The sequence below is a fragment of the Luteimonas colneyensis genome, from assembly GCF_014836665.1.
In the GTDB taxonomy this organism is placed as follows: domain Bacteria; phylum Pseudomonadota; class Gammaproteobacteria; order Xanthomonadales; family Xanthomonadaceae; genus Luteimonas; species Luteimonas colneyensis.
The window spans coordinates 112,134-137,906 of sequence record NZ_JACSQJ010000002.1 but is presented as its reverse complement, the minus strand read 5'-3'; the positions used below and the strand labels follow the sequence as shown (position 1 = coordinate 137,906).

Sequence of the window (25,773 nt, the reverse complement as noted above, 5' to 3'; positions counted from 1 at the left end):
GGTCAGTTCCGGACCACCAGGCCCGGGAAGTCGCGGAAGATGCGCTCGGTGTAGCCGTACAGCGAGCCGCCGATCAGGGCCGCGGTGAGGAACAGCATCAGTACGATCGCGATGAACTTGCAGGCGTAGGCGAAGGTCTGCTCCTGCAGCTGGGTGGCGGCCTGCAGGAAGGCGATCACCAGGCCCACCAGCGCCGCGGCGCCGATCGGCGGGCCCGACAGCAGCATGACCAGGTACAGCGCTTCCTTGGTGAGTTCCAGGACCTCGTTCACGTCATCCGCCCGCGTAGGTCAGCACGAGGCCGTGGACCAGCTTCGCCCAGCCGTCGACCAGCACGAACAGCAGCAGCTTGAACGGCAGCGAGATCGTGGTCGGCGAGAGCATCATCATGCCCAGCGCCAGCAGGATGTTGGCCACCACCAGGTCGATGATGAGGAACGGCAGGAAGATCAGGAAGCCGATCTGGAAGGCGGTGGTCAGCTCGCTGACGGTGAACGCCGGGATCACCACGATGAAGTCGTCGACGTCGAGGTCGTCGCGGCGGTCGGCGGGCAGCAGGCGCTGCGCGCTCTTCAGGAAGAAGGCGCGTTCCTGGTCGTTGGAGTGGCGGATCAGGAAGCTGCGCAGGGGCTCCTTGCTGGCCTCGAAGATGCCGAGCATGCGCGCGGCGTCCATCGGCGCGCCGGCGGCCGGGGTCGGCGGACGCGGCGCGCCGGTGGCGGTGATCACCAGCGGGCCTTCGTCGTCCACGGCGGCAGCGGCGGCGCCGGCGTCGTCGGGCGGATCCTGGCCGTTGTCGACGTTCGCGAACTGAGGGGCGCGGACGAAGCCGGTGGCGGCAGGCGCGGCGTCGCCCGGGCCAGCCGCGGGCGCATCGGCACCGCGCGCCGCGGCCTCGGCTTCCGCGCGCAGCGCATCGGCGGCGGCGGGGCTGGCCGGGGGCGGATCCAGGGACGCGCCGTCCGCGGGCGCGGGAGCGGCTTCGCCAGCGGCCTGCGGCGCCTGCGCGCGACGTGCGGCCTGGCGCTCCGCGCGTGCGATCGCACGCTGCTCGATCTGCGCCTGGATCTGCGCCGGCGGCGGCTCCCCGGCCATGTAGGCGCTCACCGCGGCGTGGGTGTCCAGCAGCACCGGCGACATCACGTAGGCCGACAGCACGATCGCCAGCCCGTTGATGACCACGTTCGGCGGCACCTGCTGCAGGCCCAGCGCATTGCGCAGCAGGCTCAGCACCACCACGATCTTGGTGAACGAGGTCACCATCACCGCGACGAACGGCGCCAGCGCGATGAAGACGACGGTGACGAGGACGACCGCCGGCGAGAAGGTGGTGAAGTCCATGCCTCAGCTCCAGGACAGCAGGCGCACGCCCAGCGTCTCGCCCACGGCGACCAGTTCGCCGCGGCCGGCGATGCGGCCGTTGGCACGGATGGTGACGCTGGCGCCTTCCAGGGGCGTCGCCAGCGGGAACACGTAGCCCGGCTGCAGGTCGGCCAGTTCGCCGATGCTCATCTCGGTCCGGCCGAGTTCGAACTCCACCTGGACCGGCAGGCTGCGCGCGGGATCGGGGGCCGGCGCGGCGGGCGCCTCGGACGGCGCGCCGCCGTCGTGTTCCTGCTGGGTCATCGGGGTTTCCTCGTAGTGGACTGGAGCGGGGATGGAGTGGCTGCGCACGGTCCAGCCGCCCGGCGCGGGCGCCAGCGGCCAGTCGCGGCCGCTCGCGCGCGCCACGCAGGCGGGCGGCTGCGAGCGGTGGCCGGCGACGATCACGTCACCCTCGCGCAGCGCACGCCAGTCGCGCATGGCCAAGGTGACCGGGAACAGCACCTGCACCGAGGTCGCGAGTGACCGCCAGCGTCCCGCGGTCGGTGCGGGGTCGTCCTCGTGCGGTGGCTCGGCGCGTGACGCCAGCGCCGGCAGCCAGGCCATGGGAAGGCGCAGGCGCGCGAGCGTGGGCGGTCGGGCATCGCTGGCATCCGCGTCGTCGCCGTCGTCCCGGGGCGGTTCGTCTATGCGGACTTCCAGCCACAGCGTGGCCGCGCCCGTGGTGTTGGATTCGCCGTCGCCACCGGCATCGACCGACGGCAGCAGCGACACCCCCAGCCACTCGCTCAGGCGTCGCAGCGTGGATTCGTGGGCCAGGCTCCAGGCCAGGATGCGCGAGCGGCCGGAGTGGTCGCTCCAGCGCAGCCGGGATGCGTCGTCGTCCGTGCCCGCCGGGCCGTCGACGTGCAGCTGCAGCCGCGCGCCTTCGGCGTCGACCGCGACCGATGCGGCGGGGGCCTCCGCGGTCCTGGCCTGGACCGCCGCGCCGTCGCCCAGCAGCCACCAGCGCGGCACCGAGAAGAATCCGCGCAGGGCCTCGCAGCCGGACGCATCCACCAGCGGCAGCAGCCCGCGCAGCGGGCGCACGGGCGGCGGTTCCGGCAGGGACGGGACGGGGTCGCGCGTCCGCCGCGGCTTCGCCGCGCGCACGCCGCGGTCAGCCGTGGCCAAGCGCCACCTTCATCAGCTCCGGGAGGGAGCGTACGCCCAGCTTGCCCATCATGTTCGCCCTGTGCAGTTCGACGGTCTTGATGCTGATGCCGAGGATGTCGGCGATGATCTTGTTCGGCTTGCTCGCGACCACCAGGTCGAGCACCTGGCGCTCGCGCGGACTCAGCTTCGCGAGCAGTTCATTGGCCATGCCTCCGCCGCTGCCGCGGTTGCGCGCATGGGCCAGCGCGGTGCGCAGCGCGTCGACCAGTGCCTGCTCGGAAAACGGCTTCTCGAGGAAGTTGGACGCGCCCTTGCGCATCGCCTCCACCGCGAGCGGCACGTCGCCGTGCGCGGTCACGAACACCAGGGGAAGCTGGATGCCGCGCCGGCCGAGTTCGTCCTGCAGCTGCAGCCCGCTCATCTCCGGCATGCGGATGTCCGACACCAGGCATTCGCTGGCGTCGCCGTGGCGGTGGCCGGCGTAGGCCTCGAGGAAGGCCGCGCCCGAGGCGAAGCTCTCGACCTCGAAGCCGGCGGTCTCGAGCAGCCATGCCGTCGAGTCGCGGAATCCGTCGTTGTCGTCCACCAGGTAGACGCGTGTCACCGTCATGTCCTATCCCCTTCCTTCCGCGGGCGGGAGGGTGAAGCCGAACACGCTCCCGCCTCCCTCGCGCGGCTCGAAGAACAGCCGCCCTTCGTGGTATTCGATGATCGAGCGGCAGATCGCCAGGCCAATGCCGAGCCCGTCGCTCTTGGTCGTGAAGAAGGGCGAGAACAGCTGCCGCCCCTGTTCCTCGCTCAGTCCCTCGCCGCGGTCGCAGACGCGCACTTCGACTTCGCCGTCGAGGTTGACCCGGCCCTCGATGCGCAGGCCGCGCTGCGCCGCGGGCACCTCGCGCATCGCTTCGATCGCGTTCTTCACCAGGTTGAGCAGCACCTGCTCCACCATCACCCGGTCGGCGTGCACGGGCGGCAGGTCCGCCGCCAGCGCGAGTTCGATGCGCAGCTGCAGGCGCTCGGCCTCAAGCCGCAGCAGTTCGACCACGGTTCCGGTGATCTGGGCGACGTCGTGGGCGTCGCGACGCGGTTCGCGCGCGCGGACGAACTCGCGCACCCGCGAGATCACCGCGGCGGCGTGTTCGGCCTGGGTGCGCGCGGCGACCAGGGCACGCTCGACCTGCACCGGGCCGCCCGCCTGGTCCACCAGGCGCAGGCTGCCGTTGAGATAGTTCACGATCGCCGCCAGCGGCTGGTTGAGCTCGTGCGCGAGCGTCGCGGCCATCTCGCCGACCGACATCAACCGCGAGGTGAACAGCAGCTTTTCCTGCCGGCTCTTGTGCGAGTCCAGGGCCTCGATGCGGGCGCTGATGTCGACCGCCGTCAGCATGTCCAGCGTGGCGCCGGCGATCTCGGCGATGCCCCAGTGCAGCGCGTACCAGCGGTTGCTGTGCGGTGCGTTGACCTCGTGGGGCGATGCCGGGGAATCGTCGTCGACGCCGCTGAGCGACGCCAGCAGGCGGGCGCGGTCGTCATGTCCATCGAGGCCGCCGAAGGCGTCGCGATAGCTGCGATTGGCGGCGGCCAGGCCGCCATCGCCACGGTTGAACGCAGCGCAGGGAAACGGGATCGCCTCGAGCATCGAGGACACCGTGGTGGCATCGCCATCACGGGCCGCCTGCGTTCGGCTGGCGGTGCCCCTGGCCGGCGTCATGCAGCGGGTTCCGTCGCGCGACGGCGGCACGTGCGCCTGCGGTAGGCTGCGCGCGCGCCCTCCGCGCGATCCCCGAGGCCGGAACGTCCCCACATGTCGAAGCAAACCCTGACTGCCATCACCGCCATCCTGTCCCTCGCAAGTGGCACTGCCATGTCGGCCGAAGCCGTCTCCGACGCTCCGGCGACCTCGTCCGTCGCCGGTGAGCTGCTGGCGATCCTGCTGCCCCTGGCCTTCATCATTGCCGGGCTGCTGGTCGTCCTGCGCCTGGTGCGGCGGCGCTACAAGCTGACCGGCGCCGACGCACCGCTGTCGATCCTGCAGATCCTTCCGCTGGGTCCGCGTGAACGCCTCGTGCTGGTGAAGTCGCGCTCGGGACGCGTATTCACCATCGGGGTCGGTGCCCAGAGCGTCAATTTCGTCACCGACCTCGATGCCGACGATCTTGTCACTACGGGGAAACCCGAGGTCGAGGCCTCATAAAGAGCGAACGTCGTCACACTTATCTGTTACCGCAAAATTTCCCTGCCATTACAGGCGTTTGGCCCTGTCCCTGAAGCGCGAACCGGAAACGCCCGACCAAAATTTCCCGCGATTGCCCTTGCAACGAGACTATCGTAATTTGCCACAAAGTGACGCATGAGGTCAGCGATCAATGCGGCAGGCGAATCACATGGCAGAGCACGCGAACGGGAGTGGCCACGCCACGCCCATGGCATGCCGCATGGCGGGGGCCAACGCATGCGCGCGCTGATCGACAACCTCTTCGCGGCACCCGCGAATGGCAAGCGCGCACGCCTGGGTTACAGCGACATCGTGCTCGCCGTCGCGGCGGTGCTGATCATCAGCGTGATGATCCTGCCGCTGCCGCTGGTGGTGATCGACGCGCTGGTGGCGGTCAACATCTCGATCGGCTTCGGCCTGCTGCTGCTGGCGATCTACATCCCTTCGCCAACTGCGTTCTCGAGTTTCCCGAGCGTCCTGCTGCTCACCACGTTGTTCCGCCTGGCGCTGTCGATCGCGATCACGCGCTCGATCCTGCTCGACGCCGAAGGCGGCCACATCGTCGAGACCTTCGGCAACATGGTCGCCGGCGGCAACCTGGTGGTCGGCCTGGTGGTGTTCCTGATCATCACCGTGGTGCAGTTCATCGTCATCGCCAAGGGCGCCGAGCGCGTGGCCGAGGTGTCGGCGCGCTTCACCCTGGACGCCATGCCCGGCAAGCAGCTGTCGATCGACTCCGACCTGCGCTCGGGGCTGATCGACAAGGACGAGGCCAAGCGCAAGCGCCGCCACCTCGAGACCGAAAGCCAGCTGCACGGTGCGCTCGACGGCGCGATGAAGTTCGTCAAGGGCGACGCCATCGCCGGCATCGTCATCATCATCATCAACCTGCTCGGCGGCCTGGCCATCGGCGTCCTGCAGCGCGACATGGCCCTGGCCGACGCCACCCGTACCTACAGCATCCTGACCATCGGCGACGGCCTGGTCTCGCAGATCCCGGCCATCCTCGCCACCATCGCCGCCGGCCTCGTGGTCACGCGCACCACCAGCGAGGTCGACGACAAGCACCTGGGCGCAGCCATCGGTCGCCAGGTCAGCGGCCAGCCGCGAGTGATGCTGATCACCGGCCTGCTCGCGCTGCTGATGACGCTGGTTCCCGGCTTCCCGAGGCTGGTGTTCCTGGTCCTGGGCCTGGCGCTGCTGGGCATGAGCGCATGGCGCTACCGGCACGGCTTCCAGGTCCTGCGCCGTGCATTCCGGGTGCCGGAGGGCGAGATCGCCGAGTCCGAGGTCGCCGACCAGGTCGACGACCTCGCGCCGCCGGCGCCGCTGCAGCTGGACCTCTCGCCGTCACTTGCGCCGTTGCAGGACGTGCTGATGTCGAGGGTTTCCGCCGTGGCGCAGGGCATGCGCGACGAGTTCGGCGTGCCGGTCCCCGTGCCGAAGCTGCGCCTGGTCGAAGGCCTGGGCGAGGGCGGCTACCGCCTGAGCGCGTTCGGCGCGCGGTTGGCGTCGGGCCAGCTGCGCACCGACGCCGCCTTCCGGCGCGCGCCCGCGGCCACGGCCGACAACCGCCAGGCCGGTTTCTTCCCGGTGCTTGCGGGCGACTGGGTCGCCGCCGGCACCGCGGATGCGCTGGCGCCGGAGGACCTGCTCGACATGCATGCGCGCGCCGCGCTGCAGCGCCGTCTCGGCGGCTTCATCGGCATCCAGGAAACCGCCAACCTGTTCGCGCGCATGCAGCGTGACTACCCGGACCTCGTCAAGGAGATGCTGCGCGTGGTCGCGCCGCAGCGCGTCGCCGAAGTGCTGCGCCGGCTGGCCGAGGAAGGCGTGCCGATCCGCAACCTCCGCGACGTCTTCGAGGCGATCACCGACGTCGGTGGCCGCGAGAAGGACGTGGTGCTGCTGACCGAGTACGTGCGCGTCGCGCTCAAGCGGGAGATCGCAGAACGCCACGCGGACGACGACCGCACGCTGCACGTGCTGCTGATCCACCCGGAGCTCGAGGACAAGCTGCGGCAGTCGGTGCGCGTGGCCGGCGGCGCGAGCCAGCTCGCGATCTCGCCGGAGCTGGCGTCGCGGCTTGGCAACGAGGTGCGCGCGCATCTGGCGCGGCAGGCGCCCGGCGTGAAGCCGGTGCTGCTGTGTTCGCTGGACGTGCGCAGGCACCTGCGCAAGCTGATGGAAGTCGATTTCTTCGAGCTGCCGGTGCTGTCGTACCAGGAGCTCGCGCCCGACCTGCGCATCGTGCAGGCCGGGCAGGTGAACGCCTGAACGGGCGCTTCACCGCAGGGTAACGAGGCAGTCGCAGGATTCGAACAACGGAGGGTGGCATGGGCAAGGACCGGGAAGACGAGGAGGCACGAAAGGATCGCGGCGTCGTGCTGCGCGTCGTGTCGGGCCTGCATTCCGGCGCCGAACGCGAGCTGGACGGCGGCGAGATGATCCTGATCGGCAGCGGCGAGGACTGCGACATGGTGCTGGCCGATGCCGGCGTCGCCTCGCACCATGCGCTGCTGAGCTTCCTCGACGGCCGCTTCTCGCTGCGCGCGCTGGATGCGCCCCTGCACGTGGGCACCGCGATGATCCATCCGGGCGATCCGGTCGAACTCGACCGCGTGCAGCGGGTGGGCATCGGCGAGGCCGCGATCGCCTTCGGCGCCGCCGACGACGCGGGCTGGGAGCGGCACGTGCCCGGCGGCCTGGGCCCGCGTCCCGCGCCGGAGCGTTCCGTACGGCCGTATACCCGCAGGCTGCCGGCCGTCGCGGCGATCGCGGTGCTGTCGCTGGCCTCGCTGGCGATCTTCGCCGCGGTCATGCCGCAGAAGGAGGAGGCACCGGACGGTCGCGCGCAGCTGCAGCGACTGGTGCCCGAGTACGGCATCGATGACGGCCGGGCCTCGCTGGACCCGCAGGGCCGGCTGGTCCTGACCGGCACGGTCGCCGACACCGCCACGCGCGAGCGCATCGCCCGCCGGATCGCCGACGAGCAGATCGACGCGCGGCTTGAACTGCGCACCGGCGACGACATCGCCGGCGACGTCGCCGAAATCCTGCGAGGCCAGGGCATCTCCGCGCGCACGCGCTACCTGGGCAACGGCGACGTCGAAGTCACCGGTGCCTTCGAGGACGAGGCCGCGCTGCGCGCCGCGTCCCTCTCGCGGGCGATGCGCGAGGTCAAGGGCGTGGCCCGCGTGATCCCGGTCGACCTGTCCACGTCGGCCGCCGCGCGCCGCCAGGTGCCGGCCACGCCGCCGAAGCCGGTGCGCATTCGCGTCGCGTCGATCGTGCGCGGCGACAACCCGCACGTGGTGTCGGGCAAGGGCGACCGCTACGAGGTCGGCGCGGACCTGCCCGGCATCGGCACCCTGGTCTCGATCACCGAGGGCGCGGCGCACGCGCTGCGTCCGGACGGCAGCCTGGAGCGCCTGAAGCCCGAACCCGCGCCGGCCGCGGGCGAGGACGAGCACGAACCGAAGGATTTCTCGAACGTGCGCAGCGACGTCACGCCGCTGCGGATGTAGCACGCACCGCGCGGGAGCGCGGGCACCCGTATGCACCACCGAAGACAACACAGAAGGGAAAGGAGAGGACCATGACCAATATCGCAGCAGGAGCCCCTGGCCTTGGCCAGTTCATCGCGGGCGCGGCGGCCACCAGCGGCGCCGGCGGCATCCGCGGCGGCTCGTCCGCCGGTGACCGTGGCAGCTGGTACGAAGCGATGTCGCGCGCCTGGGGCCAGACGCTCGACTCGCAGGCGGCCGTCATCACCGACATGTCCGCCAGCATCGGCGCCGGGGACGACCAGCCCTCGTCGATGGTCCAGCTGACCGCCGCCAGCCTCAAGATGCAGTTCATGTCGAACAACGCCTCGACCTCGCAGAACAGCGTGGGCCAGGCGCTGGAGACGCTGGGCAAGCGCGGCTAAGCGCCGAAACGGGAGATCGAAATGATCGAAGCCATCCAGGTGGCGGCCATGGACCCGGCGATGGCCGGGCAGGCCGGCCCGCAGGGAACAGGGGGGCTGTCGCATGCCACGCCCTACGACGTCCGTGATTTCGCCGCGGCGCTCGAGCGCAGCGGCGGGGCCTCGGGCCCGCAGCAGGTGGGCGGCACTCCGCAGGTCGCCGACATCACGCCTGCGCAGCCTTCCGAGGGCACGCGGGCGCTGATCGAGGCCATCAACAACCTCAACACCGGTGCCGACAACATCAACGCGCTGTCGCGGAGCATGAGCGGCAACATCGCCGAGCTCACGCCCGGGCAGATGATGGAGATGACGATGAAGTGCCATCAGTTCCTGTTCCAGGCGGAGCTGACATCGAACGTTGCCAACCGGACCTCGGACGGCATCCAGCAGCTGTTCCGGCAGCAGTCCTGACCGCAGGAGGAGGGTGTCGATGAAGTTCCTCCCGTGGTCGCGGTCGCCGCGCGCGGCGCTCGCCGCGCTGGCGGCGGCCGCGCTGCTCGCCGCATGCGGCGGCAAGCCGCTTTACAGCCAGCTCGACGAAGTCCAGGCGAACCAGGTGATGGGCGCGCTCATCGCCGCCGGCGTGGATGCCGACAAGAACCCGTCGCCCTCGAAGACGGGCTGGGAAATCAGCGTCGCGACCTCCGACTTCCCCTATGCGATGCAGGTGCTGGCCGCGAAGGGCCTGCCGCGCGAGCAGTACGCCAACGGCTGCGACGTGTTCAAGAAGGAAGGCTTCGCGTCCTCTTCCACCGAGGAGCGCGGGCGCGAACAGTGCGCGCTGCAGCAGGAGCTCGCCGACACCCTGTCGCGCTTCCCGGGCGTGGTCGACGCGCGCGTGCACGTCACGCTTGCCGAGCGCGACCCGCTTGGCGGCACCAGCCAGGATTCCACGGTGGCGGTCGCGATCTTCGAGGCCCCGGGTGCGAGCATGCGCGACCGTGAAACCGACATCAAATTGCTGATGAAGGATTCGGTGAAGGGCCTGACCGATCTCAACAAGGTGACGGTCAAGTTTGCCGAAGCCCCGGCGATGCCGGCGCAGAGGCCGCAGGGCCCGGCGCTGTCGGCGATCAGTCCGCTGGCGCTGGCGATCGCGGCCGGCGTCGTGCTGCTGCTCGGATTGCTGGTGGCCTTCCGTGGCCGCCTGCGCGGTGCGACGCAGGACAAGCAGGCGCCCGGCCAGGTCTGGAACGGCTGAGGCATGTCGCTGCGGGCGCTGCTGGCCGAGGTCGACGCGGGGTGGCTGGACGATGCCGGAACGCCGCTCGATCCCGCCCTGGTCGCGCGCGCGCGCGACAGCGCGCTGGGTCGTCGCCTGCTGGCGGCGTGGCTTGCGGAAGGACCGGCGCTGGCGCTGCTCGCGCCCGATCCCTCGCGCGATCCGGACGTGGTCCGCGGCCGCTGGCGGCGCACGCGCGTGGACGCGCTGTGCCGCGACCTGGGCATCCTCGCGCACGCGCCGCCGATCCGCGCCGAAGTGCGGCGGGAACCGGTGCGCAGGCTGAAGGCGACGCTGGGCAACAGCTACCTGCTGGCGTTGGACCAGTCGGTGTGGGACGGGCGGCTGCCGCCGGACCGGCTCGAGCAGGCCACGGCAGGCTTCCGGACCGCGCTGGACGCCGCGATCGCCGCGGACGACCCGGCCCCGCTGCACGACGTCTTCGACCGGCAGGGTCGCGCGGAGCTCCAGGCCTGGGCACGCCGGCGCGATCCCGCGCTGGCGGACTGGTGCCGGCTGCTGCATTCCCCCGGCGCCGCGGACGAGGCCCTTGCACGCCTGCCGGAAAAACCGGTGCTGCGGGTCTACACGCACCACGAGACACGCGCGGCATGAGCGCGCGGACGGACGCATGATGAACGCCGAAACCAGAAGCGACGCCTCCAGCACCCGGCCGGCCGCGGCCCCGTCGGGTGGCGTGGCCGTGTTCGAACAGCGCAGGTTCTCGCGCTCGCTCGGCGCGAGCGTGGTGCCCGCCCTGGCATGGGCGAAGCTGGGCGAGCTCGATGCGCTGCTCGAGCGGGTCAACGGCCTGTACGAGGAAGCGGTCGCCGAACTGGCCCGCGCCCGCGAGCAGGGCCATGCCCAGGGCTTCGCCGAAGGCATCGCCGCGGCCGAACTGCAGATGACCGAGCAGCTTGCCGCGCTCAACGAGCGCCGCGCGCGCGTGCTCGGCGAGGCGTCCGGCCGCGTCACCGAGCTGGCCTGCGCGATCGTCGACCGCATCGCGCCCGGTTTCGACGCCCGCAGCGTGGTGCCGCCGCTGGTGATGCGGGCGGTGGAGGCGGCGCAGGCCGAGCAGTTCCTGCTGATCCGCGTGCATCCCAGCGTGCGCGACAGCGTCAGCGCGGGCCTGGGCGCGGTGCGCCAGGCGCATCCGGCGGTGGGCGTGATCGAGCTCGTCGACGACCCGAGCCTGGAGCCCACCAGCTGCGTGGTGGTATCGGAGGCCGGCGAGGTCCGCGCCGGCGTCGCCCAGCAGATCGAGGCGATCCGGACCGCACTCGCGGGCAGCACCGCCCATGCGGAGCGGCAGGCATGAGCGCCACCTCGCCGGCGCCATTCGCGGATGCGGCAGGGGGCGCCGATCCGCTGCTGCACGCACTGGCCAGGGTGCAGTCGATCGAGCGCGTCGGTCGCGTGGCCGAGGCCTACGGCACGCTGATCCGCGCCACCGGCCTCAAGGCCTCGATCGGCGAGCTGTGCGAACTGCGCAATCCCCGCGGCGAAGGCGACCCGGCGTTCCGGCTGGCCGCCGAGGTGGTGGGCGTGTCGAAGCAGCTCACGCTGCTGACGCCGCTCGGCGCGCTCGACGGCGTGTCCGCGACCACCGAGGTCTATGCCAGCGGGCGCCAGGCCGCGGTGCGGGTCGGGCCGGGCCTGCTCGGCCGCATCCTCGATGCGCATGGCGAACCGATCGACGATCTCGGTCCGGTTGGCGCCACCGTCGATGCACCGATCTACGCGGCGTCGCCCAACCCGCTGGCGCGCAACCTGATCGAACGCCCGTTCTCCACCGGCGTGCGCGCCATCGACACCACGATGACCGCAGGCGAAGGCCAGCGCATCGGCATCTTCGCCGTGGCCGGCGGCGGCAAGAGCACCCTGCTGGGCATGCTCGCGCGCGGCGGCGACGCGGACGTCAACGTGATCGTGCTGGTCGGCGAGCGTGGCCGCGAGGTCAACGAATTCATCCACGACAACCTGGGTCCGGAGGGACTGGCCAGGTCCGTGATCGTGGTCGCCACCTCGGACCGTCCGGCGCTGGAGCGCAGTCGCGCCGCCTGGGTCGGCACCGCCATCGCCGAGCACTTCCGCGACCAGGGCAAGCGCGTGCTGCTGCTGGTCGATTCGGTCACGCGCTTCGCGCGCGCGCTGCGCGACGTGGGCCTTGCGGTCGGCGAGCCGCCGGCGCGGCGCGGCTTCCCGCCGTCGGTGTTCAGCGCGCTGCCGCGACTGTTCGAGCGCGCCGGCAACAACGACAAGGGCTCGATCACCGCCTTCTACACGGTGCTGGCCGAGGACGAGGACGGTGGCGACCCGATCGTGGAGGAGGTTCGCTCGATCCTCGACGGCCACATCGTGCTGTCGCGCAAGCTCGCCGCGGCCTACCACTACCCGGCGATCGACGTGCTGGTGAGCCTCAGCCGCACCATGCCGCGCGTGGTCGACCAGGCCCACCTGCGCGGCGCGGGCCAGCTGCGCAAGCTGCTCGCCAAGTACCAGGACATCGAGCTGCTGATCCAGCTCGGCGAATACAAGCGCGGCACCGATCCCGACGCCGACGCCGCGATCGAGAAGATCGGCGCCATCCGCAAGCTGCTGCAGCAGTCCGCGCACGAGCTGGTGCCGTTCGAACAGTCGGCGGCCGCGCTGAAGGCGCTGTTCCCGTGAAGCGCTATCCGCTGCACACGCTGGTCCGCCTGCGCGAGCACCGCACAGAGGCCGCGCGCCAGCGCGTGCTCGAGCGCCAGCGCGAAGCGCAGGCCTGCCGCGACGCCTGCCTGGCGCTGGAGGGCGAGATCATCGCGCTGGACTTCGAGCAGAAGCAGCAGCGTGGACGCCTGCTGGATGCGCCGCCCCCGGGCGTGTCGTGGCCCAACGCGCTGGCCCAGCGCGAGGCGCACATCGAACTGCTCGGCGAACAGGCCGAGGCCGCGCGCCAGCGCCTGTTCAAGGCCCAGGAGACGCTGCGCGCCGCGGAAGCGGCCGTGGCCGAGGCCCGCGCGGAGTTCTTCCGTGCCAAGGCGCGCCTGGATGCGCTGCAGAAGCGGCGCGAGGTCTGGAATGGGGAACAGTCCATGCTCGAAGCACGCCAGGAGGAAGGCGCCGCCGAGGACCTGTTGCAGGCGCGCCATCTGGCCGGCCACTGACGGCCGACAAGGGAGAACATCATGTCCATCGAACGCACGCAGTCATCGGCCTCCGAAGCCGCCCGCGCCCGCGAAGGCACCGGCGAGGCGCGTGAGCGCACCCCGGCGGATCCGGCACAGGCCGACCGGTTCCGCAGCGCGCTGGACGGTGCGCGCCAGGGCGTGCAGCAACAGTCGCAGCAGGGACAGGCCGCGGCTGGCGAGCCGGCGAGCGACGAGGCCGGGCTGGCCCGCACCGCCACCAGCGACGCCGTGCATGCCGCGCGCGACGGCGAGCGCGAGCACGGTGGCCACGGCCAGGACGGCGGCGACGGCGAGGCGAAGCTGCTGGATCCGGCCCTGCTGTGGCAGGCGCAGCATGCACTGCGCGGCGGTGGCGACGCGGCTCCCGCGATGCCTGCGCCCACCGGGGCGAGCACCGCGGTCGCCGAGCTGATCGAACGCCATGTGCGCAAGCTCGCCGCAGGCGGCAGCGCCACCGGCGCCGACGGCGATGGCCGCGTGCTGCTGCGCATGTCCGACGCCACCCTGCCCGGCACCGACCTGCTGCTGAGCCGCGAGGGCGATGGCTGGGTGCTGCGCGCCGACGTGCGTTCGCGCGACAGCTACGACGCCATCCGCGAGGCCGCCCCGGAGCTGGCCAGGCGATTCGCCGAGCGCAACCTCGGTGCGCTGCGCGTGGATCCGCACTTCAACGGATGAATGCGACGACGGTCGCGGCACGACGCCGTCGACCGCCCGGACTTAGGGTCCGACCTAGCTGGCGACACCCGGCGCGCGTGCCTGTAATGGAGCCATGCGCGGCGCCTGCCGCATGACAGCGGGAGTTCCCACATGGTCGCACCTGTCGGCAACCAGGGTGTCCAGAACGCCTCCGGAGACCATCTCAGTCCTTCCGGCTTCGACTACAACCGCATCCAGGGCGTGCAGGGCAACGCCCACGTCACGCCGGCCTTCATCCGCGAAGTCGAGGCCATGGCGCAGCGCCTGGGCACCCGGCCCGAATACCTGATGGCGGTGATGAGCTTCGAGACCGGCGGCAGCTTCAGCCCCGGCGTGCGCAACGGCGCCGGCAGCGGCGCCACCGGCCTGATCCAGTTCATGCCCGGGACCGCCAGCGAGCTCGGCACGTCCACCGACGCGCTGGCGCGGATGAGCGCGATGGACCAGCTGCAGTACGTCGAGCGCTACTTCAACAACCGCTCCGACCCAGGTGACCTCAACACCCTCGAGGGCGTCTACACCACGGTGCTCTACGGCAGTCCGCGCCCGGATCCGGATTCGACGCTCTTCAGCCAGGGCAGTGCCGCCTACCGCATGAACGCGCCGCTGGACGTCAACCGCGACGGCCGCATCACCGCCGGCGAGGCGACGTCCTTCGTGCGCCAGCGCATCGACGGCGACGCGCCGCCACCGGCCGGACCCTCGCCGGCGCCCTCGCCCGACCCGGGCGGCAACGATGGACCCGGCACCACGCCGTCGCCGTCGCCCACCGGTTCGGTCACAGTGCGCAGTGGCGACACGCTCTCGGGCATCGCGGCGCGCCACCAGGTGTCGGTTCCCGACCTGCTCGCGGCCAATCCGCAGATCCGCAATCCGAACCTGATCTATCCCGGCCAGACCGTACACCTGCCGGGTGATGGCGGTGGCGGCGAAGTGACGGTGCGCAGCGGCGACACGCTTTCGGGCATCGCGGCGCGCAACGACGTCGGACTCGACGCGCTGCTCTCGGCCAATCCGCAGATCCGCGATCCCGACCTGATCCACCCGGGGCAGGTGGTGAGGCTGCCGGGCGGCGCCGGTGCCGGTGCCACGCACGACGTCACCGTGCGCAGCGGCGACACCATGTCGGGGATCGCCGCGCGCAACGGCGTATCGCTGCCGGCGCTGCTGGCGGCCAACCCGCAGATCGGCAATCCCGACCTCATCCATCCGGGCCAGGTCGTGCATGTGCCGGGCACGGGCGGCGCGACGCCATCGCCTGCACCCGCGCCGGGTCCCGCGCCCGCGCCGCCGCCTTCAGGCGACGCGCCGACCTATCCGCCCTACACCGTGTACAGCACCGGCCACCAGCCTGCGATCTCGGTGTCGCATCCCGACCAGATGCAGCCGCACCACGACTACCAGACCAAGGTCCGCGAAGGCCAGACGCTGGAAGTCCGGGACATCGTGCTGCACCGCCCGGGCCAGTCGCAGACCAGTCAGGCCATTCCCTCCCCGGTGGCGGGCACCGTCGTGTCCGCCGGGCCGATGGGCAACGCCGGCAACGCCGTGATCCTGCGCGGCGACCAGGGCGAGCTGATCTACATCTTCCACATGTCCAGCATCGATGTCCGCCCGGGGCAGCGCGTGGGCTACGGCCAGGACCTCGGCAACCAGGGATCCACCGGCCACTCCACCGGCCCGCACGTGCACATCGAGGCCCCGACCGCCACCATCGACCGATGGGTCCACGACCTCCTCGACGGCCGCTTCGACGGTCGCCGCCAGTAACGCGGCGATCGGCCTGGCTGGCGGCGCTGCTCGTCGCCGGCCTGGCAACGGGCGCCTGTGATCGCCGGAGCGTGCCGGCGGCGCCGGATGCCGCCACGCGCGACGCCGCCGCCGAAGCGGCGGTCGCGGTGCGCGTCGTGGCCGGTGACCCGAACGCGATGGCGACGGTCCTGCCCGCGGACGTCGCCCGCGGCCTGTCGACCGATGCCCGCGTGCTTGATTGCCCCGACGGCGTCATCGGCGGGCGCTCGGCGTTCGGGCCGGACTGGGTCGTGGCCCATCCGCTGGATTTCAACGGCGACGGACGCGACGACTGGCTGGTCGAGGGACGCCACCGCTGCCTGTCCGGCGAGGATGGCGCCGACTGGTGGGCCTACGTCGACGAGGGTGCGGCGGCGCGGCTGGTCGGCGCGCTGGGGCGCGCACGGGCGATCCAGTTGCTGCCCGCCCGGGCACCGCAGTTCGCCGACCTGCAGCTGGAGCGCGGGGACGGCGGCCCGCAGCGGCTGCGCTACGAGGCCGGCGCCTATGTGCCGGCGGGCGCCGCCGCGGACTGATCGCGCCGGCGCACGCCACGCCATTCCGCGCGCGGCAGTCGCATGCGCAGCGCGGGCCGGCCGAACTGTTCGGTGGTGCCATCGGGCCGGAACCCGAGGCGCGACAGCAGCGGCGGTACCGAGCGGTTCGCGGGATCGCACAGGCCCACCAGGGCCGGCAGGCCGAGGGTCCCGAACGCGTGTCCGCACAGCGCCGCGCCGCCCTCGAGCGCATAGCCGCGACCCCATGCGCGTGGCAGCAGGCGGGTGCCGATCTCCACTTCGTGCGGATCCAACTCCGCCATCAGCGAGAAGAAGCCCAGGAAACCCCGCGCGTCGTCGGCGCGCCAGATGCCAAGGCCGGGCCGTTCGCGATGCACGCGCTCCGCGGTCTGGATCAGCGCCGCCGCCGACGCGATGTCGTCGACCGGCGCATCGAGCAGCGCGCTGGTCACGCGCGCATCGCGGCCCAGGGCCTGGAGGTCGAAGACATCCGCCGGCCGAAGCACCCGCAGGGTCATCCGGCGTGTGTGCAGGAAGGCGTCGGCGGTCGGCTGTCGGGGCATGGGCCGAGTATGCATCCGCGTGCGCCCAGCCGGCCCCGGGACAACCCTAGATGGGGCGCGCACCAGCTTGGATCGCGCGAGCCAGTGCGGAAACTGCGGGTTGCGTCCGGAGTCCACCGGGCATTCCAACCACTCCAGTGAGGACAAGGATATGGGCAGTCAAATCGGTTCGGTCGTCGGCAGCCTCGTCGGCACCTACTTCGGTGGTCCCCTCGGCCAGGCCATCGGCCAGCAGCTGGGGTCCTGGCTCGGCGGCATCCTCGGCGAGGGCATGACCGAGGCCGTGGGCTTCAACTTCGACTCCATCTTCGGCCAGGCCTATTCGGGCGGCTTCGACTTCGGTTTCGGAGGCGGTTGACGCATGTCGATCGAAGCCGCACCCCCGAAGTCCCGCGAAGAGCTCGTCGAGCGGCTTGCCGACCTGCGGCAGCAGGGTGTCCTCGACGTGCATGAGGAAGAGCGCCTGCTGGAGCAGTTCGACAGCATGCTCCGCGACGTCAACGAGCGGAAGGCGGTACTCGAGCCCGAGTACAAACGGCGCGTGCAGGACGACGGCCTGGACAAGGCGAACGCGTGGCTGCGCGAGGCCGCGGCCGATCTGGGCCGCCGCCATGGCGAAGCCACCCGCGCCATCACCGACCAGCTACGCGTCGTCACGGGCTGAGAGGGCTGCGATGGAAGGCGGGCGCCCTGCGTCCGCCTTCTTTTTCGCGTGCGCAGTGCCGGCTCCGGGGTCGAACGCAGGTTCATCCATGACCGGCAAGATGGTGGGGCCCCGACGTACGGTGACGGAGGACTCCATGAAGACAGGCAGCGGCCTGCTGGCGATCGTGATGGGCGCGCTCGCCGTGATGCACATGCCCGCGACGGCCGCGCAGGACTACCTGGGCGCCTACCAGGACGCGCAGCAGTTCCAGCGCCAGCTGCAGAACATGCAGGACAACGCGCGAGCCGGCTCGGAGCGCAACTCCGCAGGACGCGAGCAGCGCGAAGTCAGCGAAGACGACGCAGCTGCGAGCGGGAGCGATGCCCGCACCCAGGGTCTGGGCGCGCTTGATTTCCAGCCTTCGCCGGCGGTGACGGCCCGGGTCAACCGGGCGCTCGCCGATGTCCTCGCCGGCAGGGAACCCGGCGGTGCATCGGGCGCCGTCGAGGTGCTGGGCGCCGTGGTCCGCGACGACCCGCGCCTGCGCGAACTCCTGGCCTCGCAGCTCGGCGGAGAGCGGGCAGCCATCGTCGCGGCGCTGGACACCGGCGTCCTCCACCGCCGCTATTCCGAACGACTGGCCGCGCGCGGGTACTCGGCGCACAACGTGGCCGACGTCAACAACGCATTCCTCATCCATGCCTGGGGCTTCCTGCATGGGCCCGGCTTCGATGTCGACGGGCTTTACGCCGCCCAGCGCGCGCGTTCGCGCAAGGCCCTGGCCGCAACGGGGGCACCGCCAGCCATGTCCGGGGAAGCCAAGCAGGACCTGGCCGAGACCCTCGCCCTGCTGCAGATGCTCAGCGGCGCCGCGTGGTCCAGGCATCCGGATCCCGCCGACCGCGCGGTGCTGCAGGAGGGACTGGCCGGCGTCGCGCGCCTGCTCGGCGTGGACCTGCACGCGGCCCGGGCCACGGCCCAGGGCCTGGCGGAGCGCTGAGGAAACACGCCCCCCTAGGGTGCGACCTAGCTGGCAAGCCGTTTCCGCGGCGCTATCGTCGACTCCAAGGATTGCGGCATGCGGTCCACGCAGCGGAGAGATGATGGCCAAGGCCCCGACATCGCAGCGCCCCGGTGACGCCAGTTTCGACTGGGCGCTGCGCGATCGCAGCGAGGCCGCCGGCGCCGTCGCGGAGCCCGCGCCGCTCACCGGGACGCAGGCGCTGCACGAGGGCTTCGTCGCCTCCATGCGCGACTCGGGCCTGGATCGCGAGGAGCAGGAGTTCCTCGGAGCCTATTTCGAAGACGTTGTGCAGCAGGCGGCGGCAAGGGCCGAAAGCGGCGAGCCCGGCATGGCCAGCCTCGAGCGCTCGGACTGGCTGCAGGCCGTCGAGGTGCTGAAGCAGGCAGGCGCGCTGGACGATTCCCAGGCCGGCGAACTGGTCCGCAAGCTCGACGACGCGCTGCAGCCGATGCGTACGCGCAACGTGCAGCTGGCGATGGAATTCAGCCGCCGCTACGCCGAAGACGGCGAACAGGCGCTGGCCTGGTACCGCGAGCAGGTGTCGAAGGCCGACGCCGCCGAGGCCTCGCCCGCGTCGCCGCTGCCCGCCGGACAGGACGTGCCGCATGGCCTCAACATGATCACCACCTCCAGGTCGAGGCGCCTTCGGGGCCCGCCGCGCTGAGTCGACGCCTCACGCAGGCACGAACGAACGCACGAACGAATACCTCGAACCCAATGGAGACATTCCCATGAGCTTTGCAAGCGACCTGAGCACCGTTGCCAACTTCATCTCGAAGATGAACAGCTTCAACGCCGTCGTCGAATCCGACCGCGCCAACGAGTCGAAGGCTGCCCGCGGCAGCTGGATGGTGGCGCTGGCCACCATGCTCGGCAAGATGGCCGACCGCCTCGGTGACGCCATCGTCGACCAGGCCCAGAAGATCGACACCGAAATGAACCGCCAGGCCGGCCTTCGCGAGGACGGCAAGGAGATCAAGGACAGCAACCTCACCCAGCTCAACGCCGAGATGACGGCGATGGCGCAGCAGATGAAGATGCTGCAGGAGTCGATCTCCACCATCATCAAGTCCATCGGCGAAGGCAACTCGTCGATCGCCCGCAAGCAGTAAGCCGCGGGGTGTGACCCGGAAGGCCCCGGAGCGATCCGGGGCCTTCCTGTTTCCGGGCATCGGAGAACTGCACATGAGCAACGACACTCCTCTCGCCGGCGCCGGCCTTTCGGGCTTCCTTGGACTGCTCCTCCTGGCGGCCTGGCCCATGCCGGTGACAGCCGCCTCATCGCCCGCCGCCACGCTCCTGCTGGCCGGTGCCCCGGCGCCAGGAGCCGCGGCCCAGCGTGAACTCGAAGCGGCGCTGCGCAGCGCGCTGTCGCGTCCGGCGCCTGCTGGCGTCGCGCCGTCGGCGGTCGCCGCGCTGGACTTCCAGCGCGATCCGGCCGTGACCGCACGCGAACAGGAGCGTGCGATCGCGCATCTGCAGCGTTCGGGAGGGCACGCGGAGGCCCTGGAAGCGCGGATCCGCTCGGGCGCCATGCTCGACGAGTTCGATGCGCTGCTGCGGCGCTACGGGTATTCACCCACCAACCTCGGCGACGTCCTGGCCGCCTACCTCGTTCTTTCCTGGGAAGTGGCCAACGGGCGGGATGCGACCGCCCAGCCGGATGGGCTGCGTGCGGTGCGCCGGCAGCTGGCAGGACCGCTTGCGGGCGTCGACGCCGTCGCCGGCCTCGATGGCGCGGCCAAGCAGGCGCAGGCCGAGCGCAGCGCCTATCTCGCGCTGCTCGCCACGATGCTCGCGCGTGAACTGGAGGGCGGGAAGGATCGCGCTCGCCTGGAGGCGCTGCGTGACAGCGTGCGCCGCAGCGTGCTCGGCAGCGGCATCGACCTGCGGACGCTTGAGCTGGGTCCGGCGGGCTTGGTCGCGCGCTGAGCCCGTAGCCTAGCGGCCGCCGCGGTCCTGGTCTGCGCCGCGGGACATCCGTCGCGCGAACCACCAGGCGCCGAGCGCCGTGAAGAGACCGGCGACCACGAAGCCGCCCGTCCAGCTGCGCTGTGGCACCAGTCCATCCAGGGGGCCGAGGCTGCCGGATGGCAGGAGGGCGATCACCGCGAAGGCGATGCAGCCGTAGGCGATGATCGCGAGGAGCCAGAACAGCCACTGCAGCACGGCGTCGCGAAGCTCGCGTTCGGCCGCGGCGCGGTCATGTGCGCTGCTTCCCGCGTGCCCTTGGGCGCCCAGGGCGAGGAGCAGCGTGGACAGACCCCCCGGCAGCGAGCGCATCCGCCGTTCGAGGCCTCGCCGCTGCGCGTTCTCGCCGGTGTGGCCCGCGGCATCGGCGCGGGCAGGCAGGCCGCGATCGTTCACCGCGAGCGGATTGCCCGGATTGCGTGCGTCCGCGGCCTGCGCGACCGGCGGCGGGGTGGCGACGGTGCTGCCGGCCACAACGGGCGAAGCCGCCTGCGTCGCCGCGGTCGCGGCGGCGGTGGCGGCCGTGCTGCCGGGCGCGTTCGCGGCTGTCGTGCCCTGTGCAGCCGTGGCAGACGAGGCGATCGTGGCAACCGTTGCGTGGCCGCGCTGCAGCGATGCCGTGCCGGGATCGAGCGTACGGGGCATGGCGACCGCATCCGGGCGGGCGCTCGCGGGTGCCAGGGCCGCAGGCGTGGCGGCCGCGTCCGCGCGCACGCCCGGCGCGACCTGGGCCGCATGCGCGTTGGCATCCGCGCGGGGAACGATGGTGGACGCGTGCGCCGGCTGGGCGCCCTGGGCTGTCATTGCAGACATTGACTGCGGGGCGGCACCCGGGGAGAGGACCGCGACGGGAGCGCCCTGCGGAGTCGCTCCCGCTGGCCCCTGGGGACCGGCATGCACTCCTGCCGGCTGCTGCCCGCCATGGGGCGAGCCGGGCGTCTGCGGTCCAGGCGGCGGGCCGATCACATCGCGGATCACCTGCCCCGGCATGTTGGGGGTGGGACGTTCAACCCCCTGGCCGGGTGCAGGATTGCCGGGACCCGCGGGCCGCTCCTGGCCCGGAGCCCAGCCCGGTCCGTTGGGGCGCTCCGCGCCGTGACCGTGATTGCCGGGAGCGTCGGGACGTCCCGGCCCTGCTCCCGGGGTCGGGCCCCAGCCATTGCCGGTGGGCCGGTCGACGCCCGGCGGCCCACCACGGGGGTCGGGACCGGGCCCGGGTGGTACAGGGGGAATCAGGCCGCTCGGGCGCCCGACGCCCGGCGGCCCCAGGCCATGCGGACCGTTCCCGTGAGGCCCATGGCCGTGCGGTCCATGACCGTGTGCACCCGGGTCTCCCCGCCCCGGGAAGCCGTTCTGGCCGGCCCCGCGGTGGACCTGCTCGTGCGGCGTGTTCCACGACACGTTGTGGGGAGCGGGCACGCCCGGAGGTCCCTTGCCCAAGGGGCCGGGGAGGTGGCTGGTGACCTTCTCGATGATGGACATCGGTGCCTCGCAGCTGCGTGGGCGGCAACCCCCCTCGGTTCCATGACGAAGGTAGGCCGTGCAGTGCGAATCCGCACCCTCGGGTCAACCCGAGGTCCCGCCCGCTGGCCGCGCGGCTGGCATAAAAAACGGGAGGCCGAGGGGCCTCCCGTGAAACCGGCCGGAGCCGGAGGACTGTGTTGTGGCGCGGACAGCCTACCGCTCCGCAAATCCTTATGCAATACCTGAGGATTTGCCTTGTAACGTATTGTTTTAACTACCTGTCAGTGCGCAAGGCATCGCGCTTGCGCTGTCGCCGGGCGTCCTTCGGCAGCGCCCGTTCGTTGTTGAACTGCGCGGACTCCCAGGCGCCGTAGGTCGGATTGGGCAGCACCCACCAGCGCGTACCGAACCAGTCGCGGTATTCCCCGTGCAGTGCGTCGTGCTGGGCCCGCGTGTTCGCCGCGGGCTGGACGAAGTCGCCCAGCTGGTCGCCGAACTGCATCAGCACGCGGTGCGTGCGTCCCACCAGCTGGCGGCGGCAGGTCTTGCCGGAGCCGGCCTGCTCGCAGCCCGGCACCTGCATGCCCAGGCCCAGGAACACGTCGTCGTGCTGCACGGGCAGGCCCTGGCTGCGCAGGTTGTCCAGCGTGGCGTCGGTCAGCGCCGCGCTGCGGTTGGAGATGTAGAACACGGTGATGCCTTTCGCCGCCGCGGCCTGGGTGAAGGCGACTGCGCCCGGCACCGGAATGGCCTGGCGCTCCTCCACCCACGCGTCCCATGCGGGATCCGTGAACTCCTTGCCGTCGACGACCAGGCGCGCCTGGTAGGCCGAGTTGTCGAGCACGGTCTCGTCGATGTCGAGGATCACGGCCGGCGGCAGGGCCGAGGCGTCGCCCGCGGCGGCGCGCTCCGCGGCGACCAGCGCGTCCCAGGACGGGTCGGCGAGCGCCGCGTCGAGGTGCCCGGTCGCGGCGCGGAACACGGTTTCCGCCAGCGCGCGGTACTCGATCGAGCGCTGCATCCAGAGCACGGCGTTGAGGTTGTCGTCGGCGGGGACGGACGCGGCCTGCGGCGCGCCCGGCGCCGCCGGCGCGCCATCGGCCGGCAGGCTGCGGCAGCCGGCAAGCGCCAGCGCGGCGGCGAGCAGGGTGGCGGCGTGGGTCAGGTTCGAACGCGGCTGCAGGCGCATCGGAAACACCGGTCGGGAGAGGCCCGCGAGTGTAGCCGAGACGCCGGCGCGCGCCGTGGCGGCCCTGGCCGTTCTCCTGCACACACGGTCGGGAGGGCGTCAGCCTTCGAGCATCGCCCGGATCGCGGCGAAGCCGACGTCCGCGCGCTCCTTCTTGCGCGCGGCGTCGGCCACCGGGTCGGCGCCGTCGCGCTGCAGCTCGGCCGCCGGCAGTTCGGCCAGGAAGCGGCTCGGGACCAGCTTCAGGCGCTCGCCCCAGCGCTGCGACTCGCGCGGGTAGGACAGCCACAGCTGCTCCTTGGCGCGGGTGATGCCGACGTACAGCAGGCGCCGTTCCTCGTCGATGCGGCCCTCCTCGACGCTGGCCTCGTGCGGCAGGGTGTCGTCGTCGACGCCGACGATGAAGACGTAGCGGAACTCCAGGCCCTTGGCCGCGTGCAGGCTCATCAGCCGCACCTGGTTGCCGGGCTCGCCCTTGTCGGCGTGGCTCAGCAGCGCCAGCGAGGCCGCCAGCTCGCCCGGGCCGGCGCCGCCGCGGGCACCGTCGAACCAGTCGGCCAGCTCGTCGAGGTTGCCGCGGCGTATGCGGAACATCTCTTCGGTCTTGCACTGCGCGCGCAGCGCGGCCAGCAGGCCCGAGCGCTCGTTGAGCACGCGCACCAGCTCCGCTGGCGGCAGCCGCGAGGCCTCGGCGCGCAGGCCGCGGACCAGGTCGGCGAACGAGGACAGCGCCGCCGCCGCCCGCGGGGCCAGCTGCTTGAGCAGGCCCACCGACTCGATCGCCCGCGACATCGGCATGCCGGCGCTGCGCGACAGCTCCGCCAGCTTCGCCAGCGTTGTCTGGCCGACGCCGCGGCCGGGTGCCTGCACGGCGCGCAGGAAGGCGGCGTCGTCGTCCGGGTTGGCCAGCATGCGCAGCCAGGCCAGCGCGTCCTTGACCTCGCCCCGGTCGAGGAAGGCGGTGCCGCCGGACAGGTGGTAGGGCACGCGCAGCATCTGCAGCGCCTTCTCCAGCGCGCGAGACTGGTAGTTGCTGCGGAACAGGATGCAGAACTCGCTCCACTCCACCTTGCGCGCGGCATTGGTGAACTGGATCTCGGCGGCGACGCGCTCGGCCTCGTGGGCGGCGTCGCGGCATTCCCAGATGCGGATGCGCTCGCCGTCGGCCTGCGCGCTCCACAGCGTCTTCAGGTGTTCGTGCGGGTTGTTGGCGATCAGCGCGTTGGCCGCGCGCAGCACGCGGTTGGAGCAACGGTAGTTCTGCTCCAGCTTCACCACCTTGAGCGCCGGGTAGTCGCGCGCCATCTGCGACAGGTTCTCGGGGTTGGCGCCGCGCCAGGCGTAGATCGACTGGTCGTCGTCGCCCACGGCGGTGAAGTTGCCCTTCTCGCCGGCCAGCGCCTTCAGCAGCCGGTACTGGGCATCGTTGCTGTCCTGGCACTCGTCCACCAGCAGGTAGCCGATGCGTTCGCGCCAGGCCAGCGCGCAGTCTTCGTGTTCTTCCAGCAGCTGCACCGGCAGCCGGATCAGGTCGTCGAAGTCCACCGCGTTGAAGGCGGCCAGACGGGCCTGGTAGAGCTCGTAGATCATCGCCGCTTCGTGCTCGGGCGTGGAGCGCGCCAGCGCCCGCGCCTGCTCGGGCGACAGGCCGGCGTTCTTCGCCCGCGACACCAGGCCCTGCATGGCCTGGATGGCGTCGGGCTTGGCGCCGGGCATCAGGTCCTTGAACTGCGCCGTCGAATCGTCGGAGTCGAAGATCGAGAAGCCGCGGCGCAGGCCGGCGCGCTCGTGCTCGATCTGCAGCATGCGCAGGCCGAGCGCGTGGAAGGTGGAGACGGTCAGGCCCTCGGCGGCGTCGCCGCGGATGCGCCTGGCGACGCGCTCGCGCATCTCCTTCGCCGACTTGTTGGTGAAGGTGATCGCCGCGATCCGCTTCGCCGGGTAGCGACCCGAGCCGATCAGGTGGGCGATCTTCTCCACGATCACGCGGGTCTTGCCGCTGCCGGCGCCGGCGAGGACGAGGAGCGGGCCTTCGCAGTGCGAGACCGCGGCCTGTTGCTGGGGATTGAGGGACATCGTGCCGGGGAGGGTCGCTGGCCGGCCATTCTATCGGCTGGCTGCGGCACGGTGCCGCGGGCCCGCGCCGCCGGCCGCCCCGGCGCGTCCACGCCGTGCGGCCCTGCTGCGGCCACCGGCCGCGCCGTAAACTTCGCCCATGGCCAAGCTCTACTTCTACTATTCCGCGATGAATGCGGGGAAGACCACCACCCTGCTGCAGTCGGCGCACAACTACCGCGAGCGCGGCATGCGCGTGCTGATCCTGGCACCGTCGCTGGACGACCGCGCCGGCAGCGGCACGGTGGCGTCGCGGATCGGACTGCAGGCCGAGGCCCGCGCCTTCGGCCCGGCGGACGACCTGCAGGACCTGGTGCGCGCCGACATCGACGGACACGGCCGGCTGCACTGCGTGCTGGTCGACGAGGCGCAGTTCCTGTCGCGCGCCCAGGTCTGGCAGCTGTCCGAGGTCGTCGACGCCTTCGGCGTGCCGGTGCTGTGCTACGGCCTGCGCACCGATTTCCGCGGCGAGCTGTTCGAAGGCAGCCGCCACCTGCTGGCCTGGGCCGACGAGATCCAGGAGATCAAGACGATCTGCCACAGCGGAAGCAAGGCCACGATGACCGTGCGCGTGGACGAACAGGGCCACGCGGTGCAGGACGGGCCGCAGGTGGAGATCGGCGGCAACGAGCGCTACGTCTCGGTCAGCCGCGCCGAATTCAAGCGCATCGTGCGCGGCGAAGGCCGGATCGAACCCGCCCAGCAGCAGCTGCCCCTCGGCTGAGCGGC

29 protein-coding genes are annotated in these 25,773 nt (G+C 71.6%); 20 read left to right on the top strand and 9 right to left on the bottom strand.

The annotated features are described in order from the left end of the window. Nucleotides 1-2 precede the first annotated feature (2 nt). The 5 genes from sctS to H9645_RS04695 are packed head-to-tail and all read right to left on the bottom strand — an operon-like array spanning nt 3 to nt 4,189. The gene (gene sctS / locus H9645_RS04720; RefSeq protein ID WP_191728587.1) at nt 3-272 is read right to left on the bottom strand and encodes a type III secretion system export apparatus subunit SctS; all 270 of its coding nucleotides are present in this window, start codon (nt 270-272) and stop codon (nt 3-5) included. Between the two features lies 1 nt (nt 273). Further along, entirely contained in the window at nt 274-1,341 is a 1,068-nt protein-coding gene (locus H9645_RS14365; protein ID WP_343218348.1) for an EscR/YscR/HrcR family type III secretion system export apparatus protein, read from the bottom strand. A 3-nt stretch (nt 1,342-1,344) separates the two neighbouring features. Continuing rightward, nucleotides 1,345-2,496: a type III secretion system cytoplasmic ring protein SctQ gene (gene sctQ, locus H9645_RS04705; RefSeq protein ID WP_191728586.1), complete on the bottom strand. Its 1,152-nt coding sequence runs from the start codon at nt 2,494-2,496 to the stop codon at nt 1,345-1,347. Then, nucleotides 2,483-3,088 carry a response regulator transcription factor gene (locus tag H9645_RS14325; RefSeq protein ID WP_191728585.1) on the bottom strand — a complete coding sequence of 202 codons (606 nt, stop codon included), beginning with the start codon at nt 3,086-3,088 and terminating at the stop codon, nt 2,483-2,485. The genes sctQ and H9645_RS14325 overlap by 14 nt, the downstream gene beginning before the upstream one ends. Nucleotides 3,089-3,091: 3 nt before the next feature. Further along, entirely contained in the window at nt 3,092-4,189 is a 1,098-nt protein-coding gene (locus H9645_RS04695; protein WP_191728584.1) for a sensor histidine kinase, read from the bottom strand. Between the two features lie 93 nt (nt 4,190-4,282). Between H9645_RS04695 and H9645_RS04690 the strand changes: the two genes are divergently transcribed. The 13 genes from H9645_RS04690 to H9645_RS04630 all read left to right on the top strand — a co-directional run bounded on the left by H9645_RS04690 (nt 4,283) and on the right by H9645_RS04630 (nt 16,090). Continuing rightward, on the top strand, nt 4,283-4,672 hold the full coding sequence (locus H9645_RS04690; RefSeq protein WP_191728583.1) for a flagellar biosynthetic protein FliO: 390 nt from the start codon (nt 4,283-4,285) through the stop codon (nt 4,670-4,672). Between the two features lie 258 nt (nt 4,673-4,930). Beyond that, nucleotides 4,931-6,970 (top strand): type III secretion system export apparatus subunit SctV, encoded by a 2,040-nt coding sequence (sctV, locus tag H9645_RS04685; protein ID WP_191728582.1) that lies wholly within the window; start codon nt 4,931-4,933, stop codon nt 6,968-6,970. Nucleotides 6,971-7,029: 59 nt separating this feature from the next. Next, the gene (gene sctD / locus H9645_RS04680; protein WP_191728581.1) at nt 7,030-8,220 is read left to right on the top strand and encodes a type III secretion system inner membrane ring subunit SctD; all 1,191 of its coding nucleotides are present in this window, start codon (nt 7,030-7,032) and stop codon (nt 8,218-8,220) included. A gap of 71 nt (nt 8,221-8,291) precedes the next feature. Continuing rightward, the gene (locus tag H9645_RS04675; RefSeq protein WP_225218011.1) at nt 8,292-8,624 is read left to right on the top strand and encodes a hypothetical protein; all 333 of its coding nucleotides are present in this window, start codon (nt 8,292-8,294) and stop codon (nt 8,622-8,624) included. A gap of 21 nt (nt 8,625-8,645) precedes the next feature. Next, complete coding sequence (locus H9645_RS04670; protein WP_189498351.1) at nt 8,646-9,077, top strand: EscI/YscI/HrpB family type III secretion system inner rod protein; 432 nt, start codon at nt 8,646-8,648, stop codon at nt 9,075-9,077. Between the two features lie 19 nt (nt 9,078-9,096). Beyond that, nucleotides 9,097-9,867, top strand: a complete 771-nt coding sequence (locus H9645_RS04665) for an EscJ/YscJ/HrcJ family type III secretion inner membrane ring protein (protein WP_191728580.1) — start codon at nt 9,097-9,099, stop codon at nt 9,865-9,867. A gap of 3 nt (nt 9,868-9,870) precedes the next feature. Then, nucleotides 9,871-10,503, top strand: coding sequence for a hypothetical protein (locus H9645_RS04660; RefSeq protein ID WP_191728579.1), 633 nt, complete (start codon nt 9,871-9,873; stop codon nt 10,501-10,503). 16 nt (nt 10,504-10,519) lie between these two features. After that, on the top strand, nt 10,520-11,209 hold the full coding sequence (locus tag H9645_RS04655) for a FliH/SctL family protein (RefSeq protein ID WP_191728578.1): 690 nt from the start codon (nt 10,520-10,522) through the stop codon (nt 11,207-11,209). Continuing rightward, nucleotides 11,206-12,561 (top strand): FliI/YscN family ATPase, encoded by a 1,356-nt coding sequence (locus H9645_RS04650; RefSeq protein WP_191728577.1) that lies wholly within the window; start codon nt 11,206-11,208, stop codon nt 12,559-12,561. The genes H9645_RS04655 and H9645_RS04650 overlap by 4 nt, the downstream gene beginning before the upstream one ends. After that, entirely contained in the window at nt 12,558-13,040 is a 483-nt protein-coding gene (locus H9645_RS04645) for a hypothetical protein (protein ID WP_191728576.1), read from the top strand. Before H9645_RS04650 ends, H9645_RS04645 begins: the two co-directional genes overlap by 4 nt. Nucleotides 13,041-13,061: 21 nt before the next feature. Further along, nucleotides 13,062-13,742: a hypothetical protein gene (locus H9645_RS04640; RefSeq protein ID WP_191728575.1), complete on the top strand. Its 681-nt coding sequence runs from the start codon at nt 13,062-13,064 to the stop codon at nt 13,740-13,742. Nucleotides 13,743-13,874: 132 nt separating this feature from the next. Beyond that, on the top strand, nt 13,875-15,533 hold the full coding sequence (locus H9645_RS04635; RefSeq protein WP_191728574.1) for a LysM peptidoglycan-binding domain-containing protein: 1,659 nt from the start codon (nt 13,875-13,877) through the stop codon (nt 15,531-15,533). A gap of 71 nt (nt 15,534-15,604) precedes the next feature. Beyond that, nucleotides 15,605-16,090, top strand: coding sequence for a hypothetical protein (locus tag H9645_RS04630; RefSeq protein ID WP_191728573.1), 486 nt, complete (start codon nt 15,605-15,607; stop codon nt 16,088-16,090). Here H9645_RS04630 and H9645_RS04625 read toward each other — a convergent pair. Further along, the gene (locus H9645_RS04625; RefSeq protein ID WP_191728572.1) at nt 16,060-16,635 is read right to left on the bottom strand and encodes a GNAT family N-acetyltransferase; all 576 of its coding nucleotides are present in this window, start codon (nt 16,633-16,635) and stop codon (nt 16,060-16,062) included. The two genes, H9645_RS04630 and H9645_RS04625, sit on opposite strands and share 31 nt — an antisense overlap. Before the next feature lie 151 nt (nt 16,636-16,786). On the opposite strand from H9645_RS04625, the gene H9645_RS04620 reads away from it, so the two are divergent. From H9645_RS04620 to H9645_RS04595, 6 genes are all read left to right on the top strand, one after another. Then, nucleotides 16,787-16,993, top strand: a complete 207-nt coding sequence (locus tag H9645_RS04620) for a hypothetical protein (protein WP_191728571.1) — start codon at nt 16,787-16,789, stop codon at nt 16,991-16,993. A 3-nt stretch (nt 16,994-16,996) separates the two neighbouring features. Continuing rightward, a complete protein-coding gene (locus H9645_RS04615) occupies nt 16,997-17,299 on the top strand; it encodes a hypothetical protein (protein ID WP_191728570.1) in 303 nt (100 codons plus the stop codon). A 136-nt stretch (nt 17,300-17,435) separates the two neighbouring features. Continuing rightward, a complete protein-coding gene (locus tag H9645_RS04610) occupies nt 17,436-18,281 on the top strand; it encodes a hypothetical protein (protein WP_191728569.1) in 846 nt (281 codons plus the stop codon). Between the two features lie 103 nt (nt 18,282-18,384). Then, on the top strand, nt 18,385-18,969 hold the full coding sequence (locus tag H9645_RS04605; RefSeq protein WP_191728568.1) for a hypothetical protein: 585 nt from the start codon (nt 18,385-18,387) through the stop codon (nt 18,967-18,969). Nucleotides 18,970-19,036: 67 nt separating this feature from the next. Then, nucleotides 19,037-19,417 (top strand): hypothetical protein, encoded by a 381-nt coding sequence (locus H9645_RS04600; RefSeq protein ID WP_191728567.1) that lies wholly within the window; start codon nt 19,037-19,039, stop codon nt 19,415-19,417. Nucleotides 19,418-19,490: 73 nt separating this feature from the next. Next, nucleotides 19,491-20,237 (top strand): DUF6683 family protein, encoded by a 747-nt coding sequence (locus tag H9645_RS04595; protein WP_191728566.1) that lies wholly within the window; start codon nt 19,491-19,493, stop codon nt 20,235-20,237. A gap of 9 nt (nt 20,238-20,246) precedes the next feature. Here H9645_RS04595 and H9645_RS04590 read toward each other — a convergent pair whose 3' ends face one another. The 3 genes from H9645_RS04590 to H9645_RS04580 form a co-directional block, all read right to left on the bottom strand. Then, nucleotides 20,247-21,266 carry a hypothetical protein gene (locus H9645_RS04590; RefSeq protein WP_191728565.1) on the bottom strand — a complete coding sequence of 340 codons (1,020 nt, stop codon included), beginning with the start codon at nt 21,264-21,266 and terminating at the stop codon, nt 20,247-20,249. A 748-nt stretch (nt 21,267-22,014) separates the two neighbouring features. After that, nucleotides 22,015-22,929 (bottom strand): 5'-nucleotidase, lipoprotein e(P4) family, encoded by a 915-nt coding sequence (locus H9645_RS04585; protein WP_191728564.1) that lies wholly within the window; start codon nt 22,927-22,929, stop codon nt 22,015-22,017. A 99-nt stretch (nt 22,930-23,028) separates the two neighbouring features. Then, nucleotides 23,029-25,005 (bottom strand): UvrD-helicase domain-containing protein, encoded by a 1,977-nt coding sequence (locus H9645_RS04580; protein WP_191728563.1) that lies wholly within the window; start codon nt 25,003-25,005, stop codon nt 23,029-23,031. 139 nt (nt 25,006-25,144) lie between these two features. Between H9645_RS04580 and H9645_RS04575 the strand changes: the two genes are divergently transcribed. Further along, nucleotides 25,145-25,768: a thymidine kinase gene (locus H9645_RS04575; protein ID WP_191728562.1), complete on the top strand. Its 624-nt coding sequence runs from the start codon at nt 25,145-25,147 to the stop codon at nt 25,766-25,768. Nucleotides 25,769-25,773 lie beyond the last annotated feature (5 nt).

What these genes read in the sequence shown, in the direction of transcription:
- H9645_RS04600 (WP_191728567.1), top strand. Translation starts at nt 19,037, where the DNA reads ATGAGCTTTGCAAGCGACCTGAGCACCGTTGCCAACTTCATCTCGAAG.
- H9645_RS04695 (WP_191728584.1), bottom strand. Translation starts at nt 4,189, where the DNA reads ATGACGCCGGCCAGGGGCACCGCCAGCCGAACGCAGGCGGCCCGTGAT.
- H9645_RS04585 (WP_191728564.1), bottom strand. Translation starts at nt 22,929, where the DNA reads ATGCGCCTGCAGCCGCGTTCGAACCTGACCCACGCCGCCACCCTGCTC.
- H9645_RS04640 (WP_191728575.1), top strand. Translation starts at nt 13,062, where the DNA reads ATGTCCATCGAACGCACGCAGTCATCGGCCTCCGAAGCCGCCCGCGCC.
- H9645_RS04690 (WP_191728583.1), top strand. Translation starts at nt 4,283, where the DNA reads ATGTCGAAGCAAACCCTGACTGCCATCACCGCCATCCTGTCCCTCGCA.
- H9645_RS04610 (WP_191728569.1), top strand. Translation starts at nt 17,436, where the DNA reads ATGAAGACAGGCAGCGGCCTGCTGGCGATCGTGATGGGCGCGCTCGCC.
- H9645_RS04575 (WP_191728562.1), top strand. Translation starts at nt 25,145, where the DNA reads ATGGCCAAGCTCTACTTCTACTATTCCGCGATGAATGCGGGGAAGACC.
- H9645_RS04590 (WP_191728565.1), bottom strand. Translation starts at nt 21,266, where the DNA reads ATGCCGGGGCAGGTGATCCGCGATGTGATCGGCCCGCCGCCTGGACCG.
- H9645_RS04670 (WP_189498351.1), top strand. Translation starts at nt 8,646, where the DNA reads ATGATCGAAGCCATCCAGGTGGCGGCCATGGACCCGGCGATGGCCGGG.
- sctV (WP_191728582.1), top strand. Translation starts at nt 4,931, where the DNA reads ATGCGCGCGCTGATCGACAACCTCTTCGCGGCACCCGCGAATGGCAAG.
- H9645_RS04605 (WP_191728568.1), top strand. Translation starts at nt 18,385, where the DNA reads ATGGCCAAGGCCCCGACATCGCAGCGCCCCGGTGACGCCAGTTTCGAC.
- H9645_RS04595 (WP_191728566.1), top strand. Translation starts at nt 19,491, where the DNA reads ATGAGCAACGACACTCCTCTCGCCGGCGCCGGCCTTTCGGGCTTCCTT.
- H9645_RS04675 (WP_225218011.1), top strand. Translation starts at nt 8,292, where the DNA reads ATGACCAATATCGCAGCAGGAGCCCCTGGCCTTGGCCAGTTCATCGCG.
- H9645_RS04615 (WP_191728570.1), top strand. Translation starts at nt 16,997, where the DNA reads ATGTCGATCGAAGCCGCACCCCCGAAGTCCCGCGAAGAGCTCGTCGAG.
- H9645_RS04650 (WP_191728577.1), top strand. Translation starts at nt 11,206, where the DNA reads ATGAGCGCCACCTCGCCGGCGCCATTCGCGGATGCGGCAGGGGGCGCC.
- H9645_RS04580 (WP_191728563.1), bottom strand. Translation starts at nt 25,005, where the DNA reads ATGTCCCTCAATCCCCAGCAACAGGCCGCGGTCTCGCACTGCGAAGGC.
- H9645_RS04625 (WP_191728572.1), bottom strand. Translation starts at nt 16,635, where the DNA reads ATGCCCCGACAGCCGACCGCCGACGCCTTCCTGCACACACGCCGGATG.
- H9645_RS04660 (WP_191728579.1), top strand. Translation starts at nt 9,871, where the DNA reads ATGTCGCTGCGGGCGCTGCTGGCCGAGGTCGACGCGGGGTGGCTGGAC.
- H9645_RS04655 (WP_191728578.1), top strand. Translation starts at nt 10,520, where the DNA reads ATGATGAACGCCGAAACCAGAAGCGACGCCTCCAGCACCCGGCCGGCC.
- H9645_RS14365 (WP_343218348.1), bottom strand. Translation starts at nt 1,341, where the DNA reads ATGGACTTCACCACCTTCTCGCCGGCGGTCGTCCTCGTCACCGTCGTC.
- H9645_RS14325 (WP_191728585.1), bottom strand. Translation starts at nt 3,088, where the DNA reads ATGACGGTGACACGCGTCTACCTGGTGGACGACAACGACGGATTCCGC.
- sctD (WP_191728581.1), top strand. Translation starts at nt 7,030, where the DNA reads ATGGGCAAGGACCGGGAAGACGAGGAGGCACGAAAGGATCGCGGCGTC.
- H9645_RS04665 (WP_191728580.1), top strand. Translation starts at nt 9,097, where the DNA reads ATGAAGTTCCTCCCGTGGTCGCGGTCGCCGCGCGCGGCGCTCGCCGCG.
- H9645_RS04635 (WP_191728574.1), top strand. Translation starts at nt 13,875, where the DNA reads ATGGTCGCACCTGTCGGCAACCAGGGTGTCCAGAACGCCTCCGGAGAC.
- H9645_RS04620 (WP_191728571.1), top strand. Translation starts at nt 16,787, where the DNA reads ATGGGCAGTCAAATCGGTTCGGTCGTCGGCAGCCTCGTCGGCACCTAC.